23 protein-coding genes are annotated in these 19,469 nt (G+C 65.4%); 6 read left to right on the top strand and 17 right to left on the bottom strand.

Features of this window, described 5'->3' with window-relative positions; all coding sequences use genetic code 11:
* Positions 1–62: 62 nt before the first annotated feature.
* From IC762_RS34575 to soxX, 8 genes are all read right to left on the bottom strand, one after another.
* The gene (locus tag IC762_RS34575; RefSeq protein WP_195786530.1) at positions 63–506 is read right to left on the bottom strand and encodes a DsrE family protein; all 444 of its coding nucleotides are present in this window, start codon (positions 504–506) and stop codon (positions 63–65) included.
* An 11-nt stretch (positions 507–517) separates the two neighbouring features.
* Positions 518–973: a hypothetical protein gene (locus IC762_RS34570; protein ID WP_195790419.1), complete on the bottom strand. Its 456-nt coding sequence runs from the start codon at positions 971–973 to the stop codon at positions 518–520.
* Positions 970–2,718 carry a thiosulfohydrolase SoxB gene (gene soxB / locus IC762_RS34565; protein WP_195786529.1) on the bottom strand — a complete coding sequence of 583 codons (1,749 nt, stop codon included), beginning with the start codon at positions 2,716–2,718 and terminating at the stop codon, positions 970–972. Before soxB ends, IC762_RS34570 begins: the two co-directional genes overlap by 4 nt.
* A gap of 254 nt (positions 2,719–2,972) precedes the next feature.
* Positions 2,973–3,275 (bottom strand): hypothetical protein, encoded by a 303-nt coding sequence (locus IC762_RS34560; protein ID WP_195786528.1) that lies wholly within the window; start codon positions 3,273–3,275, stop codon positions 2,973–2,975.
* A complete protein-coding gene (soxA, locus tag IC762_RS34555; protein ID WP_195786527.1) occupies positions 3,272–4,129 on the bottom strand; it encodes a sulfur oxidation c-type cytochrome SoxA in 858 nt (285 codons plus the stop codon). Before soxA ends, IC762_RS34560 begins: the two co-directional genes overlap by 4 nt.
* Positions 4,126–4,437 carry a thiosulfate oxidation carrier complex protein SoxZ gene (soxZ, locus tag IC762_RS34550; protein ID WP_195786526.1) on the bottom strand — a complete coding sequence of 104 codons (312 nt, stop codon included), beginning with the start codon at positions 4,435–4,437 and terminating at the stop codon, positions 4,126–4,128. The genes soxA and soxZ overlap by 4 nt, the downstream gene beginning before the upstream one ends.
* A gap of 24 nt (positions 4,438–4,461) precedes the next feature.
* Positions 4,462–4,953, bottom strand: coding sequence for a thiosulfate oxidation carrier protein SoxY (soxY, locus tag IC762_RS34545; RefSeq protein ID WP_195786525.1), 492 nt, complete (start codon positions 4,951–4,953; stop codon positions 4,462–4,464).
* Positions 4,954–4,981: 28 nt separating this feature from the next.
* On the bottom strand, positions 4,982–5,272 hold the full coding sequence (soxX, locus tag IC762_RS34540) for a sulfur oxidation c-type cytochrome SoxX (RefSeq protein ID WP_195790418.1): 291 nt from the start codon (positions 5,270–5,272) through the stop codon (positions 4,982–4,984).
* A gap of 218 nt (positions 5,273–5,490) precedes the next feature.
* On the opposite strand from soxX, the gene IC762_RS34535 reads away from it, so the two are divergent.
* The 4 genes from IC762_RS34535 to IC762_RS34520 all read left to right on the top strand — a co-directional run bounded on the left by IC762_RS34535 (position 5,491) and on the right by IC762_RS34520 (position 9,606).
* The gene (locus tag IC762_RS34535) at positions 5,491–6,168 is read left to right on the top strand and encodes a DUF938 domain-containing protein (protein WP_195786524.1); all 678 of its coding nucleotides are present in this window, start codon (positions 5,491–5,493) and stop codon (positions 6,166–6,168) included.
* A gap of 106 nt (positions 6,169–6,274) precedes the next feature.
* On the top strand, positions 6,275–6,772 hold the full coding sequence (locus tag IC762_RS34530) for a type II toxin-antitoxin system HicB family antitoxin (RefSeq protein ID WP_195786523.1): 498 nt from the start codon (positions 6,275–6,277) through the stop codon (positions 6,770–6,772).
* A gap of 196 nt (positions 6,773–6,968) precedes the next feature.
* The gene (locus tag IC762_RS34525) at positions 6,969–8,213 is read left to right on the top strand and encodes an MFS transporter (protein WP_195786522.1); all 1,245 of its coding nucleotides are present in this window, start codon (positions 6,969–6,971) and stop codon (positions 8,211–8,213) included.
* Between the two features lie 175 nt (positions 8,214–8,388).
* On the top strand, positions 8,389–9,606 hold the full coding sequence (locus tag IC762_RS34520) for an MFS transporter (RefSeq protein WP_195786521.1): 1,218 nt from the start codon (positions 8,389–8,391) through the stop codon (positions 9,604–9,606).
* Positions 9,607–9,641: 35 nt separating this feature from the next.
* Here the strand turns inward: IC762_RS34520 and IC762_RS34515 are convergent, their stop codons facing one another.
* Together IC762_RS34515 and IC762_RS34510 are read right to left on the bottom strand one after the other, a co-directional pair.
* Positions 9,642–10,136 carry a VOC family protein gene (locus IC762_RS34515; protein WP_195786520.1) on the bottom strand — a complete coding sequence of 165 codons (495 nt, stop codon included), beginning with the start codon at positions 10,134–10,136 and terminating at the stop codon, positions 9,642–9,644.
* A 132-nt stretch (positions 10,137–10,268) separates the two neighbouring features.
* Entirely contained in the window at positions 10,269–10,814 is a 546-nt protein-coding gene (locus IC762_RS34510) for a carboxymuconolactone decarboxylase family protein (protein WP_195786519.1), read from the bottom strand.
* A 166-nt stretch (positions 10,815–10,980) separates the two neighbouring features.
* On the opposite strand from IC762_RS34510, the gene IC762_RS34505 reads away from it, so the two are divergent.
* A complete protein-coding gene (locus IC762_RS34505; RefSeq protein WP_195786518.1) occupies positions 10,981–12,165 on the top strand; it encodes an acyl-CoA dehydrogenase family protein in 1,185 nt (394 codons plus the stop codon).
* A 158-nt stretch (positions 12,166–12,323) separates the two neighbouring features.
* Positions 12,324–13,463 (top strand): acyl-CoA dehydrogenase family protein, encoded by a 1,140-nt coding sequence (locus tag IC762_RS34500; protein WP_195786517.1) that lies wholly within the window; start codon positions 12,324–12,326, stop codon positions 13,461–13,463.
* 141 nt (positions 13,464–13,604) lie between these two features.
* Here IC762_RS34500 and IC762_RS34495 read toward each other — a convergent pair whose 3' ends face one another.
* From IC762_RS34495 to IC762_RS34465, 7 genes are all read right to left on the bottom strand, one after another.
* Positions 13,605–14,642 (bottom strand): amino acid ABC transporter substrate-binding protein, encoded by a 1,038-nt coding sequence (locus IC762_RS34495; RefSeq protein WP_195786516.1) that lies wholly within the window; start codon positions 14,640–14,642, stop codon positions 13,605–13,607.
* Between the two features lie 56 nt (positions 14,643–14,698).
* The gene (locus IC762_RS34490; protein ID WP_195786515.1) at positions 14,699–15,292 is read right to left on the bottom strand and encodes a L,D-transpeptidase; all 594 of its coding nucleotides are present in this window, start codon (positions 15,290–15,292) and stop codon (positions 14,699–14,701) included.
* Between the two features lie 159 nt (positions 15,293–15,451).
* The gene (locus IC762_RS34485; protein WP_195786514.1) at positions 15,452–15,580 is read right to left on the bottom strand and encodes a DUF2474 domain-containing protein; all 129 of its coding nucleotides are present in this window, start codon (positions 15,578–15,580) and stop codon (positions 15,452–15,454) included.
* On the bottom strand, positions 15,580–16,596 hold the full coding sequence (gene cydB / locus IC762_RS34480) for a cytochrome d ubiquinol oxidase subunit II (protein ID WP_195786513.1): 1,017 nt from the start codon (positions 16,594–16,596) through the stop codon (positions 15,580–15,582). The genes IC762_RS34485 and cydB overlap by 1 nt, the downstream gene beginning before the upstream one ends.
* Complete coding sequence (locus IC762_RS34475) at positions 16,593–18,002, bottom strand: cytochrome ubiquinol oxidase subunit I (protein WP_195786512.1); 1,410 nt, start codon at positions 18,000–18,002, stop codon at positions 16,593–16,595. The genes cydB and IC762_RS34475 overlap by 4 nt, the downstream gene beginning before the upstream one ends.
* 77 nt (positions 18,003–18,079) lie before the next feature.
* The gene (locus IC762_RS34470; RefSeq protein WP_195786511.1) at positions 18,080–18,658 is read right to left on the bottom strand and encodes a thioredoxin family protein; all 579 of its coding nucleotides are present in this window, start codon (positions 18,656–18,658) and stop codon (positions 18,080–18,082) included.
* A 21-nt stretch (positions 18,659–18,679) separates the two neighbouring features.
* Positions 18,680–19,375 carry a cytochrome c biogenesis CcdA family protein gene (locus tag IC762_RS34465; RefSeq protein WP_195786510.1) on the bottom strand — a complete coding sequence of 232 codons (696 nt, stop codon included), beginning with the start codon at positions 19,373–19,375 and terminating at the stop codon, positions 18,680–18,682.
* Between the last annotated feature and the right edge of the window lie 94 nt (positions 19,376–19,469).

Below are 19,469 nucleotides of genomic sequence, written 5' to 3'. Positions count from 1 at the left end.
TCCCTTGAGGCAGGTCCTCTCCATCACGTCGTCCTGGCGAAAGCCAGGACAACACGGGATGCCTACGGCCGCACGTAGCTCCAGCCCTGCTCCTGCAACTCCATCAGATGCACCACGCCCGACGGCACGATGGTGGCGTCCGGGACCACCGAGATCGCGTGGCCCTCCGCCTTCTCCATGCCCTGCTTGGTGTTGTTGCAGGCGGAGAACTGGATCTTGCCGGGGAAGACCTGGTCCTTCAGCCGCTTGATGCGATCCTGCACCGGCGAGGTGTCGCTGCGCAGCATGTTGAGGCCGGGGCCGTAGGTGACGATGTCGATCTCCACGTCCTCGTTCTTGGCGCGGTAATATTCGATGACGTTGGTCGCGTTGTTGAGCGCGAGATTCATGATCTGCGGGTCGTTCTGGTCGACCTGGGTCGCGATGCGGTGCGGCTTGTCGGCGGCGAGGGCGCCGGTCGCGAGCGCGACCGAGAGAGCTGCGATGGCAGCAAGACGGCGAAGCATGGCAAAACTCCTCAAGGCCGAACCAACGTGTATCCGTTTTCGGTCAGCAGCAGGATCTGCGCGACGCCGACCTGCACCGGCGTGGCGGCGCTGATGTAATCGGGCCGCTTGCCGGTGTCGCGTTCGATGGTGTCGACGGTGTTGAGGCAGATATCGACCCGCGCGCCCTGCGCGACCAGGCTTTCCACCAGCTTGCGGTTCGGATTGTCTGATTTGAGCAGATCGATGCCCGGGCCGAAGGCGACGATCTCGACCGCGACCTTGTCGGGGTCGTAGTGCTTCATCAGATTGTTGGCGACGCTGATGACGAGGCCCTGCTTCTTCGGATCGTTGTCGGAGAGTTGCAGCACGATTTTGTGCTCGGCGAACGGCTTGTCCTGCAGCGGCGCGAGCTGGGCGCGGACGAGAGGTGTCGCGAGCGTGAGCGCCGCGAAGCACAGCATCGCGATGATCGGGCGCCGCATCAGCCGAGCCCCGTCATGCCCGGATTGTCCTCGACGCCTTTCAGCGTCACGCCCGGTGCGTCGCGGTTCGGCGGCCGGCCGGCGCGCAGATGCTTTGCGACGACGTCCCAGACCGGGGCGCCGCTCTGCTGGTTGACCGAGGCCCAGCCCGCCACCTTGTAGTGCCTTTCGGCTTCCAGATGCCGGCCATTGCCGAGCTTCAGCTCAGAGATGCGCTTGCCGACGGATTCCGCCGGCGTGCAGGTGTAGGCGAGGCCGCCGACGCGGACCATGTCGCCGCCCTGCTGGTAATAGGGATCGGCGTTGAACAGATTGTCGCAGACGTCCTCCAGCACGTCCTTGATCTGCGCGCCGGTCATCGTCGCCGTGTAGGTCTCGGGATAGGTGATCGCGGTTTCCGACAGCACGTCTTCCATGGTCAGCGGCTGGTTCGCGAGCGTGGTGAGGCCCCAGCGGAAGCCCGGCGACAGCGCGATCTCGGCATCGAGCTCGGCGAGCAGCGCATCGCAGATCAGCTGGTCCATGGTGCCGGAGAAATTGCCGCGGCGGTAGAGCAGGCGGTCGGCGGCGGCGAGCTTGTCGTCCCAATCGTCCGCATAGGGCTGGCGCGTCTTGTCGATCAGCGCCTGCATTGCCGGATCCGGCTTCAACAGTTCGGCGAAAACAGGCAGCAGCCGATAGCGCACATTGGCAACCTTGCCCTTGGCGAGATCGAGATCGAGCACGCCGATGAACTTGGCGTTGGAGCCGGCATTGGTCACCAGCGTGACGCCGCCGGCATTGGTCACCGTGATCGGCAGCGGGATCGCGTCATGGGTGTGGCCGCCGAGGATGACGTCGATGCCGGTGACGCGGCTCGCAAGCTTCAGGTCGACATCCATGCCGTTATGCGACAGCAGGATCACCGCATCGACGTGATCGTTGTTGCGATGGCCGTCGACCAGCTTTTGCAGCTCGTCGTCGCGGATGCCGAACGTCCAGTCCGGCGTGAACCGCTTCGGGTGCGCGATCGGCACATAGGGAAACGCTTGCCCGATAATCGCGATCCGGTGGCCGCCGATCTCCTTGATGGTGGACGGCTTGAACACGCGCCCCGAGGCGGGATCGAACGCCTTGGCGTCATTGAACGCGGCTTCCTCGGTCAGGAACACGTTCTGCGCCAGGAACTCGCCCTTGAAGCGGGCGAGATTGTCGCGCAGCGCCTGCTCGCCATAGGTGAATTCCCAATGCCCGGTCATCGCCTCGATGCCGAGCAGGTTGGCCGCCTCCACCATGTCGGTGCCCTTCAGGGCGTTGGCGAAGCCGGTGCCCTGCCAGAGATCGCCGCCGTCGAGCAGGATCGAGCGCTTTTCGCCGACATCGGCGCGCAGCTTGTCGATCAGCGTCTTCAGATGCGCGAAGCCGCCGAGCTTGCCGAAGCGGCCGGCCGCCTTCTCGAACTCGACGCAGGTGAAGGCATAAGCATCGGCGCTGTCGGGTCGGATGCCGAAGCGGTCGAGGAAGGCCTTGCCGACCAGATGCGGCGGCTGGCCGGCCATCGTGCCGACGCCGATATTGACGCTGGGCTCGCGGAAGAACACCGGCTTGAGCTGCGCATGCGTATCCGTCATGTGCAGGATGCGCGCGTTGCCGAAGCGGTCGAGGTCGTAGACGCTTGCCGTGTCGACGCCGCGCGCAAGCCGCGGCAGGCCGGCCGTGAGCGAGACGGCGGCGGATGCTTTCAGGAAATCGCGGCGGCGGACGGTCATCGGTCTCTCCGCGCGGCGCTCCCAACCTCTCCCGCTTGCGGGGAAGGTCGGATCGCGCACTCCACTAAAGCCACGCGGGCGGTGGTCGGGCTCTCTCCCCCCTTGCGGGGGAGAGTTGGAGAGAGGGGTGAGCCGCGAACACCGCCCGTGCTGCTTACCCCTCTCCCTAACCCTCCCCCGCAAGGGGGGAGGGAACCCTTCCGCCGGTGGCCCCCTGACTCCTGCTCGCGTGAATAGTGCTTCGTCATGGCCCGTCAGTGAATTTCCATGTCCTTCCAGCGTTCCTTTTCGCTGGTGGCCTGGAAGATCGATGCCTTTGCCAGCGCTTCGGCCTCTTTGGCCTGCGCGATCGCGCTGTCGAAATCGCCGGCGTCGCCGGCTTTCTTCGCTGCCGCGAGAGTAGACGCTGTCGTGGTCCACTGGTTGCGCAAGCTGCCCGCTTCCTTGTTGGCGGCTTCGGCTGCGGCGTAGGCCGCCTTGTAGTCGGCTTCCGATGCCGCGAAAGCGGCAGTGGCAGTCGCGATCAGCAGGGCGGATGCTGCGAGGATCGTTCTCATGGCCGCGCTCCCGGGCCGGAGATCGGCAGGCCGTTGCTGACATATGACAGATAGTATTCGAGGTTGCGATACTCGTCGTCCTGCGGATTGAGCGGCACGCCGCGGATCTGGCTGTTGCAGGTGGTGAAGCGGCGGCTGGTGGTGCCCATGCCCGACCATTCCGAACGGTAGATCGGCATCGCGTTCAGGATACCCAGCGCCGGCGCCAGCACTTCGGCGCGGATACGCTCGCCGGGGCTCTGCACATGGCAAGTGGCGCAGGAGAAGTTGAGCTGGCCGCGGCGGGTGTAGAAATATTCCTTGCCCTTCTGATAGGCCTCGAGCGCGCGCGGATCGTTCGGGATCTTGATGTCCATCGGCTTGCCGCGCGAGGTGAAGGCCATGTAGGCGGTCAGCGCCGCCATCTCGTCCTTCACATAGGAGATCGCCGCCTCGCCATTGGCCTCGCGGCAGCGGTTCAAGGCGAGTTCAAGGGTGACGACCTTGCCCTCCTTCTCGTCGAAGTAAGGATAGTTCTGGCGGATGCCGACGCCGCCGTTCGGGAAGCAGTCGGCATAGCTCTTGCCGTTCCTGAACGGCGCCGCGAACATCTGCTTGCCGTCCTCGAGCGAGAACTCGTAGGGCGGAAACTGCTCCTTCTCTTCCCACTGCTTGTGCAGGTCCTCGTTCATCGAATAGGGACCGTTGACGAAATCCTCCAGCTTCAGCTTGGGGAATTTGCTGGTGAAGAATTTCTGGAATGCGGCCTTGTCGGCGACGGGGTCGATGTTGTCAGCCGCGCGCGCAGCCGGCGCGAACGCGAGCACGCCCAGTGCAAGCCCCGCGGCCGCGCGGAGTGCGAGGCGCGCCGTCATTGAATCTTCGCCGTGGTGCTGTCGGAGGCGCCCTTGTTGTCGGTCCAGCTCACCTTCAGGTCATCGCCCTTCTTGCCGCCCTTGAAGGCGAACTTGACGTAGGGGTCCTTGGAGACGCCGCCGCCCCAATCGGCGAGGAATACCGGCTTGCCGTCATATTCGAAGGTCAGTTGCTGGATGAAATGCGGCGGAATGATCTCGCCCTTGGCGTCCTTGACGAAGCCGGAATCCATCGGGTGCTGGATCAGCGCCTGCACCTCGGTGGTGTCGCCGTTTGCGGTGGCGCGCACGCGAATGCTCGATGCCATCGGTCTGTTTCCTGTTGTTGATGATCAGCCGCCGCAGCCGCCGACGGTGACCTTGATTTCCTTGACCGCGCTGTAGAGCTTGCCGCCGGCCTCGACGATCACGGTGACGTTGCTGGTCTTCGCCATCTTGATGCGGTTGGCGACGCTCGGCAGCGTGCCCGCCGGGATCTTGTAGGAGGCCACCAGCGCGATCGGGTTCTCGCTGACCAAAAACGAGATCGAGGTGACGTCGGCCAGCGTCGTGGTGGCGGAGATCGGCACCACCGCACCGTTCTCGGCGATCTCGGGGGCGTCCATCTTGACCTTGTCCGAGACCTCGGGCGTCTTGCCGTAGAGTGCCTTGATCGCGTCGGCCTCATTCTTCTGCTTGAACGCCTCGGCTGGATACGGGTCGTTGGCGGCGAGCGCCGGCGGCGCGCCGAATGGAACGGCGCCGAGGCCGAACAGCGCGGCGACGCCGGCGCCCTTGAGCACCAGGCGGCGTGTCGGCGAAAATTCGTGGCTCGTGGTGTTCATCACGTCATCTCCCAAAGCGACGGCGGCGTCACAGCGTCTGCAGGAAATCGACCACCGCGTTGATCTCCTTCTCGGACAGGATCCGGTTGCGGCCGAACGGCGGCATCACGGTCAGCGGGTTGCGCTTGGTCTCGTCGGTGACGATCGCGATCAGCTCGTCGCGGCTGTATCTTGCCTTCAGGCCGGTCAGCTCGGGGCCGATCGTGCCGGGCAGCTCGCCGCCCTTGATGACATGGCAGGTCAGGCAATTGCCCTTGCCGCGGTCGAAGGCGAGTTTTTGGCCCTCGGCGGCGGACTGGGCCTGCGCCGGCGCAGCCATTGCGGCGCCTGCGAGCAGCGCCAGGACGAGGGCTGGCTTGAAGGAGGTGGCGATCAAGGACGTTTCCCAGGCTTCAATCTCGATGATCCCATCGCAATATAAAGAGTGGAAAGCACAAAGGCCATCGGCTGGCAATGTGGAGAATGGGTGTGGCAAGCGGGCTTGCTCAGTGTCATCACCCGCGTATCGTGTCTACGAGCGGTCGACAGGAGAGTGCAGTGGCGGAATTTGTCGTCGAGTTCGGCAAGGATGGCAGCCCGGTCGAGGCGGACGGGCGGCTCGACGCAGCCGCGTACCACCGCAACCATCAGCCGATCTGGGCGGTCCTGAACGGCTTCCTCGCCGGGCAGTCCGGCGACGTGCTGGAGGCCGGCAGCGGCACCGGCCAGCATGTCGTGCATTTCGCCGGTCATACACCTGACATCACCTGGTGGCCGAGCGATCTTCATGCCGCGCATCTGCGCAGCATCGAGGCCTGGCGCGCGCATGCCGGCGTTGCCAACATCCAGCCGCCGCAGCGGATCGATCTCTCCGATCCGACATGGTCGGCGGCGCTGCCGGACGGCAAAGGTCCGGACAAACTGCTCGCGATCTTCTGCGCCAATGTCATCCACATCGCGCCATGGCAGGTCGCCGAGGGCCTGTTCGCCGGTGCCGCGCGGCATTTGCGTGCCGATGGTCGGCTGTTTCTCTACGGCCCCTTCAAGCGCGACGGCAAGCACACCGCGCTCAGCAATGCCGTGTTCGACACCTCGCTGCGCGACCGCGATGCCGAATGGGGCGTGCGCGATATCGCCGATATCGAGAAGCTGGCGGATCGCGTCGAGCTGAAACTGGCAGGCACGTTCGATCTGCCCGCCAACAACATGATCCTGATGTTCGCACGAAAATCGTAGGCCGGATCGCCGTAGGCCTCATCCACCGCCGTGTAATCTGCCTCATGATGTGTTATTTGACACACTCACGTGTGTGAAATAGCATACCTCAACGACGGAGGCCAGAATGAAGAGGCGGCTTTATCCGGCCGTGCTGGAGCGCGGGTCGCGCGGGGCGTTCGGCGCCTGGTTCCCGGACTTCCCGGGCTGTGTCGCCGGCGGCAGGTCGCAGGAGGAGGCGATCGAGCGCGCCGAGCATGCGCTGGCGCAGGCGGTCGACGGCTGGGTCGAGCAGGGCCACGCGCTGCCGGAGCCGACGCCGATCGAGCGCATCGTGCCGCCGAAGGGATCCGACGTTGCCGCCTTCTTCATGGTCGGCGTCGATCCGCCCGATCCCTCCGAGCGCGTCAACGTCTACCTGCCGAAGAGCCTGATCACGCGGATCGACAAGCGCGCCGCCGAGCTCGGCATGAGCCGCTCGAGCTTCTTCGGTTTCGCAAGCTCGCTCGCGCTCGAGTGGCCCGGCGGCTTTCCGCGCGGCGCCCCGGTCGGGCCGCGCTCCAAGGTGCACAAGACCGGCGCGCTGCGCGCCGAGAAGCGGCCGGGCGGGAAGGGGACGCGATAGGTGATGCGCGGTGCGACACCCGCGATGTCGTCCTGGCGAAAGCCAGGACGACGCCGGAGCGCGCGTCGTCGACCAGCCCATCCCTCGTGCGCTCGTCGCATGGCCTTCGTCCGTTTGCATCGGTTGATCGGCACAGCCCGCCTCTCCATAGTGCCCGCCAGACGGGGCTCCCGCCGGGGCTTCAACGGGACCACCGATGATCGACGTGACTGCTTCTGACGGGACGGCCGACGACGCGCGAGCGCGCGGCAATGTGTGGCGGCTCGCGGCGGCGCAGGCGCTGACCGGCGCCAATTCGGCCGTCATCTTCGCCACCGGCTCGATCGTCGGCGCGACGCTGGCACCGTCGGTCTCGCTCGCGACCGTGCCGCTTTCGATGTACGTGCTCGGGATGGCCGCCGGCACGCTGCCGACCGGTGCGATCTCGCGCGCCTATGGCCGGCGCACGGCCTTCATCATCGGCACCTTCTGCGGCACGCTCACCGGCGCGCTCGGCGCCTGGGCAATCCTGCACTCCGCGTTCTGGCTGTTCTGCGCCGCGACTTTCCTTGGCGGGCTCTACGGCTCGGTGGCGCAGTCCTATCGCTTCGCCGCAGCCGATGGCGCGAGTGCGTCGTTCCGGCCCAAGGCGGTGTCCTGGGTGATGGCCGGCGGCGTGTTCGCCGGCGTGCTCGGGCCGCAGCTCGTGCAATGGACCATGGACGTCTGGCCGCCCTATCTGTTCGCGTTCTCCTTCGTGATGCAGGCGGTGGTCGCACTGGTGGCGATGGCGGTGCTGTCGGGCGTCGACGCGCCGAAGCCCGCGGCTGCCGACCTGCATGGCGGTCGCCCGCTGCTCGAGATCGCACGGCAACCGCGCTTCATCGCGGCTGCACTGTGCGGCGTGATCTCCTATCCGATGATGAACCTGGTGATGACCTCGGCGCCGCTCGCCATGAAGATGTGCGGGCTTACGGTCAGCGATTCCAATTTCGGCATTCAGTGGCACATCGTGGCGATGTACGGCCCGAGCTTCTTCACGGGCTCGCTGATCGCGCGGTTGGGCGCGCCGCGCGTCGTCGCGCTCGGGCTGGCGCTGGAGGCGGCGGCTGCGACGATCGGGCTGTCGGGTATCACCGCACTGCATTTCTGGGCCACGCTGTTCGTGCTCGGCGTCGGCTGGAATTTCGCTTTCGTCGGCGCGTCCGCCCTCGTGCTGGAGACGCACCGGCCGCAGGAGCGCAACAAGGTACAGGCCTTCAACGACTTTCTCGTCTTCGGCATGATGGCGATCGGCTCGTTCTCGTCCGGTCAATTGCTCGCCCATTACGGCTGGGACGCCGTCAACATGGTGGTGTTCCCGCCGGTCGTGCTCGGCCTCATCGTGCTGTCGCTCGCATCATTTGCGCGGCGACGGGCGAAATTGCGCGCGGTGGATGAAATTCCCGATCCGAGCCTCTGACCGTCTGCTGCCATGTGCTGACAGTTCGACTGCAATCGAATTGATTGACTCGCCCCGCCCAATACAATGCCGTCATGCCCGGGCTCGTCCCGGCCATCCACGTCCTTCTTTCCGTTGAAGGTGAAGACGTGGATGGCCAGGACAAGCCCGGCCATGACGACGTAAAGAGAACCTATTGGACGCATCCTCATCTACCACGCCCGACGAAAGCGCGCTCAGCTACGAGGGCTGGCGCATCGTCGCCGTCTGCTTCCTGCTTGCGACCTTCGGCTGGGGGCTCGGCTTCTATGGGCAGAGCGTCTATGTCGCCGAGTTGCAGCGGCTGCACGGCTGGCCGGCCTCGCTGATCTCGTCGGGCACCACGTTCTTCTATCTGTTCGGCGCGGCGCTGGTCGCCTTCGTCAGCGAGGCGATCAAGGCCTTCGGCGCGCGGGCCTGTCTGATCGCAGGCACGCTCGCGATGGCGCTGGCCGGCGTCGCGATCGGCGAGGTGCGCGAGCCGTGGCAGCTCTATCTCGCCGATGCGCTGCTGGCATTCGGCTGGGCCGGCACCAGCCTCGGCATCATCACCAACACGCTCGGCCTGTGGTTCGACAAGAAGCGCGGCATGGCGATCAGCCTGGCGCTGAACGGCGCGAGCTTTGGCGGCATCGTCGGCGTGCCGCTGCTGGTCACTGGCATCGGCGCCTTCGGCTTCCCGGGCGCGATGAGCGCGGCTGCCGCGCTGCTGGTCGTGGTGATGCTGCCGGTGATCCTGATCTTCGTCGGCCGGCCGCCGGTGCATCTGCATGCGGTCACTGCGGCGGCCGCGGATGCGCCGTCGGCAACGCAGCTCCGTGCGCGGGCGTTGCGCGATATCAAGTTTCTGTCGGTCTCGATCGCATTCGCGCTGGTGCTGTTCGCGCAGGTCGGCTTCATCGTCCACCTGATCGCCTATCTCGATCAGGTGATCGGCCGCGAGCGCGCGACCGTGGCGATGGCGCTGCTGACCGCGATGGCCGTGGTCGGCCGCGTCTCGTTCTCCTTCGTGATCGACCAGCTCAACCAGCGCGTGGCCTCGGCACTGTCGTTCGTCAGCCAGGCGGTCGCCCTTGCCGTCATCATCAACGTGCACAACGACATCGCGCAGATCGCCGCCTGCGCGCTGTTCGGCTTCTCGGTCGGCAATCTGATCACGCTGCCGTCGCTGATCATCCAGCGCGAGTTCGACCCGCGCGCGTTCGGCGTCCTGGTCAGCCTGATCACCGCGATCAACCAGATCACCTATGCGTTCGGTCCAGGCGTGATCGGGCTGCTGCACGATGTCTCGGGCAGCTACGCGCTGCCGTTCTACGGCTGCATCGGGCTCGAGTTGATCGCGGCACTGACGATCATGGTTCGCGGGCGCGCCTAGCCCGGATGGAGCACAGCGTAATCCGGGATAGGGAATTACGCCTCGCGCTGCTTCAGCAGGTCCTCGACGTCCAGCCGCCGCGTGACCATCGCCAGCCCGCCGTTGGCGTCGCGCGGCCATTCGGCCTCGGGACGATCCCAATAGAGCTCGACGCCGTTCTCGTCGGGATCGCGCAGATAAAGTGCCTGGCTGACGCCATGGTCGCTGGCGCCGTCGAGCTCGATGCCGGCCGATAGCACCCGGTGCAGCGCGTCGGCGAGCGAGGAGCGCGTCGGATAGAGGATCGCGGTGTGGAACAGGCCGGTAGTGCCTGATGGAGGGGGACGGCCGCCCTTGCTCTCCCAGGTGTTGAGCCCGATGTGGTGGTGATAGCCGCCGGCCGAAATGAACGCGGCACCCGAGCCCATGCGCTGCTGCAATTCGAAGCCGAGCACGCCGCAATAGAAGCCGAGCGCGCGGTCGAGATCGGCGACCTTGAGGTGGACATGCCCGATCCGCGTGCCCGCGATGATGGGTGGATTTTGCGACATGCCCACGGCTCCGTTCGCGTCAGTGCCTTGCCGTCACGGCAGGCCTCTCGCGCTGATATAGTCCGGATTGGCCGCCACCCGAGCCATCGATCCTGAAACGCAGCGTTTCCGGACGCAACCTGATCGGTGGAGCTACGCCAGCTCCGACAACTCCCCGCCGGGCAGCTCGAACTCGAAGGTGTTCAGCGTCATCGACACCATCGTGTAGTAGCCGCAGAGGCCGATGATTTCGACCAGGCCGCGCAGGCTCAGCACTTCGACGGCCTCGTCATAGAGCGCCTTGGGCAGGCCGTGGCCCTCGTGCAGCGCTTTGGCGACGTCGTAGATCACTTTGGCCTTGTGGTCGTCGAAAGTCGGCGTGCGGCGGACGCGGATGTCCTCGATGATTTTTGGATCGAGGCCGCCCTTCAGCGCGAGCCGCTTGTGGGCGTACCATTCGTAATGCGCGGTCCAGTGCCGCGCGGTGACGAGGATCGCGATCTCCGAAAGCTTGGCCGGAAATACGGTGTCGAAGCGCAGCACCTCGCCGAGCCGCGTCGCGTGCCGCGCCATCTCGGGACTGTTGAGCCAGGCCATCATTGGCGCCGGCGGGGCGCCGCGTTTGCCGGCGATCGATTCGTCGTAGGTTTCTTTTTGTGCGGCGTTCATTTCGCCAGGCGGAAGGAGCTTCAGCCGCATGTCCGTTTCCTCTTGTTTTTCAATCGTTACCCCACCTCGCCGATACACCCGATGGTGCGCGGTGACCACCGGCGCCAGAGCATGGCGCGGCCGCGAGACATATTGAATTCCACGAGGTGGTGGCTAAGGTCGATTCCCAATTCGTCGATTTGACCGGAAACGCACCATGGCTGACCTCGAAAGATTCCGCAGCGAGACCCGCGCCTGGCTCGAGCAGAACTGCCCTCCCGAGATGCGCAAACCGATGACCTCGGATGGCGACACCTTCTGGGGCGGCCGCAACACCAAATTTTCGTCCGACGCGCAGCGCGTCTGGTTCGAGCGGATGCGCGACAAGGGCTGGACCGTGCCGCACTGGCCCAGGGAATATGGCGGCGGCGGCCTCGACGGCGAGGAGGCCAAGATCGTGCGCCAGGAGATGGCCGCAATGGGCGCGCGGCAGCCGCTGACCTCGTTCGGCATCTCGATGCTCGGGCCGGCGCTGCTGAAATACGGCACCGAGGAGCAGAAGAAGGAGCATTTGCCCAAGATCACCGCGGGCCTGATCCGCTGGTGCCAGGGCTATTCCGAGCCGAACGCCGGCTCCGATCTCGCCTCGCTGCAGACCCGCGCGGTCGGCGACGGCGACGACTACGTCATCAACGGCCAGAAGATCTGGACCTCCTATGCCAACTATGCCGACTGGATCTTCTGCCTGGTGCGGACCGATCCGGCCGCGAAGAAGCATGACGGCATCAGTTTCATTCTGTTCGACATGGCCTCGAAAGGCGTGTCGACCAAGCCGATTCTCCTGATCTCCGGCTATTCGCCGTTCTGCGAAACCTTCTTCGATAACGTTCGCGTGCCGAAGTCGCATGTCGTGGGCACCGTCAATCGCGGCTGGGATGTCGCGAAATACCTGCTGCAGCATGAGCGCGCGATGATCTCGGGCATGGGCGAGCGCGGCGTCGGCCGGCCGCTCGGCCAGATCGCGGCCGACTCGGTCGGTGCGGATGCGCAAGGCAGGCTCGACGATGCGCAGCTGCGCAGCCAGATCGCGAGCTTCGAGGTCGACGAGGCCGCGCTTGCCGCGGCTGCGGAGCGAGCGGTCGATCTTGCCAAGGCGGGCCAGTCGCATCCGGCGTTCTCCTCGGCGATGAAATATTACGGCACCGAGCTCAACAAGCGCCGCTACGAGATCCTGATGTCGGCCGGCGGCATCGACGCGCTGGAATGGGAGAGCGACCGCTCCCGCGGCGGCGCCCGCCCGCGCGCCTGGCTGCGCACCAAGGCCAACTCGATCGAGGGCGGCACGTCGGAGGTGATGCTCGGCATCGTGGCGAAACGCATCCTGGATCTGCCGGGGGCGTGAAGCGCAATTTCACCATGCGTCATTCCGGGGCGCGACGCAGTCGCGAGCCCGGAATCCATAACCACGATCGGGGGTATGGATTCCGGGCCTGGCCCTTCGGGCCATCCCGGAATGACGCATTCAACATCGTCTGAACTATCGAAGAGCGGAACCCATCCATGGCCCTCGTCCTCACCGAAGAACAAACCATGCTGCGCGACAGTGCGCGCGGCCTCATCAGCGACAAGGCGCCGGTGTCGCATCTACGCGCGCTGCGCGACGGCAAGGATGCCACCGGCTTCTCCCGCGAGCTCTGGAAGACCTTCGCCGAGATGGGCTTCTCCGGCCTGCTGGTGCCGGAAAAATTCGGCGGCAGCGGGCTCGGCTGTGTCGAGGCCGGCATCGTGATGGAGGAGATCGGCCGCACCCTGATGCCGTCGCCGTTCCTTGCGACCTCGGTGGTCGCGGCATCGGCGCTGGCGCGCGGCGGCAGCGAGGCGCAGCAGGCGCAGTATTTGCCTGGCATTTCAGACGGCTCATTGCTTGCGGCGTTCGCGGTCGACGAGGGCGCAAAGCACCGCCCGCTGCAAACCAAGTTGCAGGCCGCGCGCGCCGGCAACGGGTTCAAGCTCTCGGGCGACAAGGCGTTTGTCGTCGACGGCCACACGGCCGATCTCTTGATCGTCGCGGCGCGCACGGCAGGCGGCGCCGGCGATAGCAACGGGTTGACCCTTTTCCTGGTCGATCCGAAGGCGAAGGGGCTCGCCGTCGAGCACACCGCGATGGTCGATTCGCACAATGCGGCGCGCATCGTGTTCGACAATGTCGAGGTTGATGCCGACAGCGTGCTCGGCGAGGTCGACCAGGGCTTCGGACTGCTCGAAGGCGTGCTCAATATCGGCCGCGGCGCGGTCGCTTCCGAAATGGTCGGCCTGAGCGAGGAGGTGTTCGGCCGCACCGTGACCTATCTCAAGGAACGCAAGCAGTTCGGCAAGGCGATCGGCGAATTCCAGGCGCTGCAGCATCGCGCCGCCGAGCTCTATATCGACATCGAGATCACGCGCGCGGCCGTGCTGAAGGCGCTGCAGGCGCTCGATGCCGATGTCGAGAAGGCCGCGAATGCGGTGTCGGTCGCCAAGGCACGCGCCGGCACCACGGCGACGCGGGCGGTGCAGGAGGGCGTGCAGATGCATGGCGGCATGGGTATGACCGACCAGTTCGACATCGGCTTCTTCATGAAGCGCGCCCGGGTCTGCCAGGAACTGTTCGGCGATGCCAATTTCCACGCGGATCAATTGGCGCGCGGCAAGGGGTATTGAGGTCCACGCAGCCGGCCACAAACGCGGTGTCATCGCCCGGCTTGACCGGGCGACCCAGTACGCCGAGGCCTATCGGCTCAAGGATAACTGTCTCTGGAATACTGGGTCCCCCGCTTTCGCGGAGGACGACAGTGGTGATTTTTATCTGATCGGCGGCGCGTATTGCACGCCGCCGGCATTCCACAACTGGTTCATGCCGCGCGGGATCTTGAGCTTGGAGTCGGCGCCGACGTTGCGGTCGTAGACCTCGCCGTAATTGCCGACATGCCGGATGATGCGCACCGCCCAGTCCTTGGTCAGGCCGAGGTCCTCGCCATAGGTGCCTTCGGTGCCGACCAGCCGCATCACTTCGGGCTTCTTCGACTTCAGCGCCTCGTCGATGTTCTTCGAGGTGATGCCGAGCTCTTCCGCGTTGATCATGGCGTAGAGCGTCCACTTCACGATCATCATCCAGTCGTCGTCGCGCAGCCGCACCACCGGTGCCAGGGGCTCCTTGGAGATGATGTCGGCCAGGATCATGTGATCGCTCGGCTTCGAGAGGTTGAGGCGGAGCGCGTAGAGCTGGGAGGCATCCGAGGTCAGCGTGTCGCACTGGCCGGAATCATAGGCTTTCACGACGTCGTCGAGCTTGTCGAACTTCATCTCCGTGTACTTCATGTTGTTGGCACGGAAATAGTCGGCGAGGTTGAGCTGGGTCGTGGTGTTGGACTGCACGCAGACCTTGCTGCCGTCGAGACCGAGCGCGGTATCGATGTTACGCCCGCGCGGGATCATGAAGCCCTGGCCGTCATAATAGGCGACCGCCGGGAAATACAGGTCGTAATTGACCTCGCGCGACATGCTCCAGGTGGAGTTGCGCGAGAGGATGTCGACCTTGCGGGCTTGCAGCTCCTTGAAGCGCTCGCTGGCGTCGAGCGGGACGAATTTCGCTTTGGTCGGGTCGTCGAAGATCGCGGAGGCCACGGCGCGGCAGAAGTCGACGTCGAAGCCGCTCCAGTTGCCCTTGTCGTCCGGAATCGAGAAGCCCGGCAGGCCCTTGTTGACGCCGCACAGCACCTCGCCGCGGCGGATGGTGCGCTTCAGCGTCCTTGTGTCGTAGCGCTCATAGGTGATGGCAGCGGCCGCGATCAGCACGGCGACCGCGAGCCCGATCGTCAGGCCGCCTCGAAATGTACGCATGGGTTCTCTCTCGCGATGGATCGGGAAAAGGGAGGGCTCTCGAAGCGGGCTTGCGGCTAGAGTTGCGGTTTCTGCCGGATGATCACCTTGGTGCCGACCGGGACGCGGTCATAGAGGTCGGCCACGTCGGCGTTGACCAGGCGGAAGCAGCCGGAGGAGATCGCGGTACCGATGGTGTCGGGCTGGTTGGTGCCGTGGATGCGGTAGACGGTGGTGCCGAGATACATGGCGCGGGCGCCGAGCGGATTGCCCGGGCCGCCGGCCATGAAGCGGGGCAGATAGGGCTGGCGCGCGATCATTTCCGGCGGCGGCGTCCAGTCGGGCCATTCCGCCTTGCGGGTGATGTTCACCAGGCCCTGCCACTGAAAGCCGTCGCGGCCGACGCCGATGCCGTAGCGGAGCGCCCGGCCGTTGCCCTCCACGAGGTAGAGATGGCGTTCGGCCGTCGAGATGATGATGGTGCCCGGCGCCTCGTTGGTGCGGTAGTACACCACCTGCTTCTGCCATTCCGGATCGAGCTGGTAGTTCGCGTCGGGGACCAGTCCGGGCTCGTCGGCATCAGGGCGGCTCTGCGCAAAGCCTTGCGATGTCGATAGCACGAGCGAGAACGCAGCGATCAACATCCAGACCAGGTGACGAAGTTTCGTCATTGCAAAGCTCTCCTTGTTGGCGTCGCCAATGCTTGCCCCGCCCAAATCACGGCAGCATCAAATCTCAGCGGCAGCTTGATGGCAAGTTTGGGGCGGGCTCGGCCAGTATATCACTGGGAATACTTTGATTTTTTGTCACCGGCGCCGATGTCATGCGACTCATTTCGGCGCAATCCAGAGCCGCAAGATGAATGAGACCAAGGTCACGGTCCCGACCCCGCCGAGCCACAGCGCGACAAACCACAGCAGGCGCTGGCCGAGCGGGCGCAGCGGCGGATCCGGCGGCATCAGTGATACCCGTGGCCGGGCCGCACCTTGCCGCGGAACACCCAATAGGCCCAGCCGGTGTAGCCGAGGATCAGCGGGATCAGCACCGAGACCCCGAACAGCATGAAGACCTGGCTGTTCTCGGGAGCCGCCGCCTGCCAGATCGTGATGCTCTGCGGCACGATGTAGGGATACATGCTGATGCCGAGCCCGGCATAGGACAGCGCGAACAGCAGGAGCGTCAGGAAGAACGGCTGCAAATCGTAGCGGTTGCTGAGCGCCCGCAGCAGCAGCGCCGTGACGGCGGCGACCGCGATCGGCACCGGCGCGGTCAGGATGATGTTCGGCCAGGCGAACCAGCGATGGGTGTACTGCACGGCGAGGAACGGAGTCGCCAGGCTGACCACGCCGATCGCGCACAGCATCGCGATCAGCAGCACCCAGCTCAACACGTAGGAACGCTCACGCAATCCGCCTTCGGTCTTCATCACCAGCCAGGTCGCACCCAACAGCGCATAGCCGATCACCAGCGCGACGCCGGTCAGGATGCTGAACGGGGTCAGCCAGTCCCACCAGCCGCCACCGTAGTGCCGCCCTTCGACATGAACGCCTTGCAGGACGGCGCCGAGCGCAATGCCCTGCGCCAATGTCGCGACCAGCGAGCCGCCGGTAAAGGCGATGTCCCATTTGTTGGTGTTGCTGGTCTTGCGCGTCCGCCAGCGGAATTCGAAGGCGACGCCGCGGAACACGAGGCCGAGCAGCATTGCAATGATCGGCGTGTAGAGCGCCGGCATCAGCACCGCATAGGCCAGCGGAAACGCCGCCATCATGCCGCCGCCGCCGAGCACCAGCCAGGTCTCGTTGCCGTCCCACACCGGCGCCACCGTGTTCATGATGACGTCGCGGTCGGCCTTTTGCGGGAACAGCGGAAACAGGATGCCGAGGCCGAGATCGAAACCGTCCATCACGACATAGACGAACACGGCAAACGCGATGATGAAGGCCCAGAGCGTGGCGAGGTCGACGGGAAGGCTCATTGCGTGGCCTCCGCTGCGGCTGCGGCCGGCGCCGGCGTGATACCGGCGGCGCGGGCAGGGATGGTGGTCGGCGGGCCTTGCTCGCCGGGCTGCGGCGGCTGCGCCATCAGCCGGAGGATGTAGACCACGCCGGCGATGAAGACGGTGAAATAGACGATGATGAAGGCGATCAGCGAGGAGGCGACCGCGGGCGCGGCCAGCGGCGAGACGGAGTCGGCGGTGCGCAACACGCCGTAGACCGTGAACGGCTGCCGTCCGGTCTCCGTGGTGATCCAGCCCGCGAGCACCGCGATGAAGCCGGCCGGCCCCATCGCGACCGCGAAGCGGTGCAGCAGCTCGGACTGATACAGTTTTCCGCGCACGCGCATCAGCAGGCTGAGCAGGCCGAGCCCCATGATCAGGAAGCCGAGCCCGACCATGATACGGAATGCCCAGAAGGTGATCGGCACCGGCGGCCAGTTTTCCCGCGGCACGGTGTCGAGACCCTTCAGCGGCGCGTCGATGTCATGCTTGAGGATCAGCGACGACAGCTTCGGCACCTCGATGGCGTATTTCACCTTGGCGTCCGCCATGTCGGGCCAGCCGAACAGCACCAGCGGCGCGCCGTTCGGGTGGCTCTGGAAGTGGCCTTCCATCGCCATCACCTTGGCCGGCTGATGCTCCAGCGTGTTGAGCCCGTGCTGATCGCCGGCCAGGATCTGGATCGGCGCCACCAGCGTGGCCATCCACATCGCCATCGAGAACATCACGCGGGGACCGGCGAGGTGCGGATCACGCAGGAGATGCCAGGCACCGACTGCGCCGACGACCAGCGACGTCGTGAGATAGGCCGCCAGCACCATGTGCACGAGTCGGTAAGGGAAGGACGGATTGAAGATCAGCTTCAGCCAGTCGGCGGCGACGAACTGCCCGTCGGCATTCACGGCATAGCCCGTCGGCGTCTGCATCCATGAATTGGCCGACAGGATCCAGAACGCCGAGATCAGCGTGCCGGTCGCGACCATCAATGTCGCGACGAAATGCAGCCTGGGACCGACGCGCTCCAGCCCGAACAGCATCACCCCGAGGAAGCCGGCCTCGAGGAAGAACGCGGTCAAGACCTCATAGGCCATCAGAGGGCCGATCACCGGCCCGGTCTTGTCGGCGAAGGCCGCCCAGTTGGTGCCGAACTGGTAGGACATCACGATGCCCGACACCACGCCCATGCCGAAGGCGACCGCAAAGATCTTCAGCCAGTATTGGAACAGGCTGATGAAGACTTCGCGCTTGGTGATCAGCCACAGCGCTTCGAGCACCGCGAGAAAACTCGCAAGCCCGATCGAGAATGCGGGAAACACGATGTGAAACGACATCGTGAAAGCGAACTGCGCCCGGGCGAGCGCGACGGCATCCCAGCCTCCGAACATCACGCACCATCTGTTGTCGACCCGGCGCGGAGCCTACCACGCCGGGGATGACGACAATACGGGGCGGATTGTCCAAATCAACTGTTGGCGTTCAGCAGCCGTGCGACGGTGCGGTCGATCTCGTCATACTGGCCTTCGCCGGCATGCTGAAAGACGATCTTGCCGTTCTGGTCGATGATGTATTGTGCCGGCCAATACTGGTTGCGGTAAGCGTCCCAGGTTTTGGAGCTGTTGTCCTGCGCCACCGGATAGAGGATGCCGTGGCGCTTCAGCGCCGCCTGGACGTTGGAGGCGGAGTGCTCGAACGGGAATTCCGGCGTGTGCACGCCGATCACGACGAGGCCGCGATCCCGATACTTTGAGTAAAGTTCGGTGACATGCGGCAGCGTGTTGACGCAGTTGACGCAGCCATAGGTCCAGAAATCGACCACCACGACCTTGCCGCGCAGATCGGCAAGCTTCAGCGGCTGCGAGTTGAACCAGTTGCTGATGCCGACGAAATCGGGCGCGGTCTGGCTTTGCCCGGCCGTGGCCGCCGCGGCAAAGGTCACCGGCCGCGCCGGCGCATCGGCCTCCGAGCAAAGACCCGGGATAACGGCGCCGCCGATGCCGAGAGCGGCGACGAGGGCGGATACGGCGAACAGGCGTTTGGACATCGATACCTCCTTGCGAGGGGCTCACAGGCCGATCTGGCCGTTGGGATAGAATTGGGTCAGCCACGCCACGATCAGCGTGTCGTATTGCAGATAGGACAGCGCCGCGAAGGCGATGATCACGACGCCGAAGCCCTGCTGCAGGCGTGGCGCGAAACGCGCGATGCTGCGGACGCGAGTGGTGACGGCCTGGCCGCCATAGGCGATCGCGAGCATCGGGATCGCGGCGCCGATCGCGTAGATGACGAGCTGCAGGCTCGCCCATGCGGTATCCTTCGAGGTCGCGACGATGGTCAGGATCGAGCCGAGCACGGGACCCGCGCAAGGCGTCCAGACCAGGCCGAGCGTGCTGCCGAGCACGAAGCCGCCGAACAGGCTTTGCGACGGCGCGGCGCTGCCGGCCCCGCCCGCGGCGCCGGTGAGGCGGATCGCCAGCCATTCGAACGGCGCCGGCCAGAGCATCAGCAGGCCGAAGCCGGCGAGCAGGATGGCGGCCCCGGTGCGCAGCAGATTCGGATCGAAATCGAAGGCGCGCGTGATCGCGCTCAGCAGCAATGCCACGACAGAGAACGACATCACGAAGCCGAGCGCGATCATCGCGGGCCGCGCCTTGCGGGTCTGGCCTATCGATGCCCCGAGCAGGATCGGCAGCATCGGCAGGGTGCAGGGGGCGGCGACGGTCGCAACACCGGCAAGCAGGGCAAGGGCAAGGCTGAGCATCGCGATCCGTCCATCAAAGACCCAAGCGCGCCAAGCGGCCGCGCCAGGTGCATGTGATGTTCTTCGCGAGCTGGCCTGGGCCGTTACGGTGATC

The organism is Bradyrhizobium genosp. L (assembly GCF_015624485.1).
Taxonomy (GTDB): Bacteria; Pseudomonadota; Alphaproteobacteria; order Rhizobiales; family Xanthobacteraceae; genus Bradyrhizobium.
The sequence above is the reverse complement of the archived record's forward strand: the minus strand, read 5'-3'. Positions and strand labels throughout refer to the sequence as shown.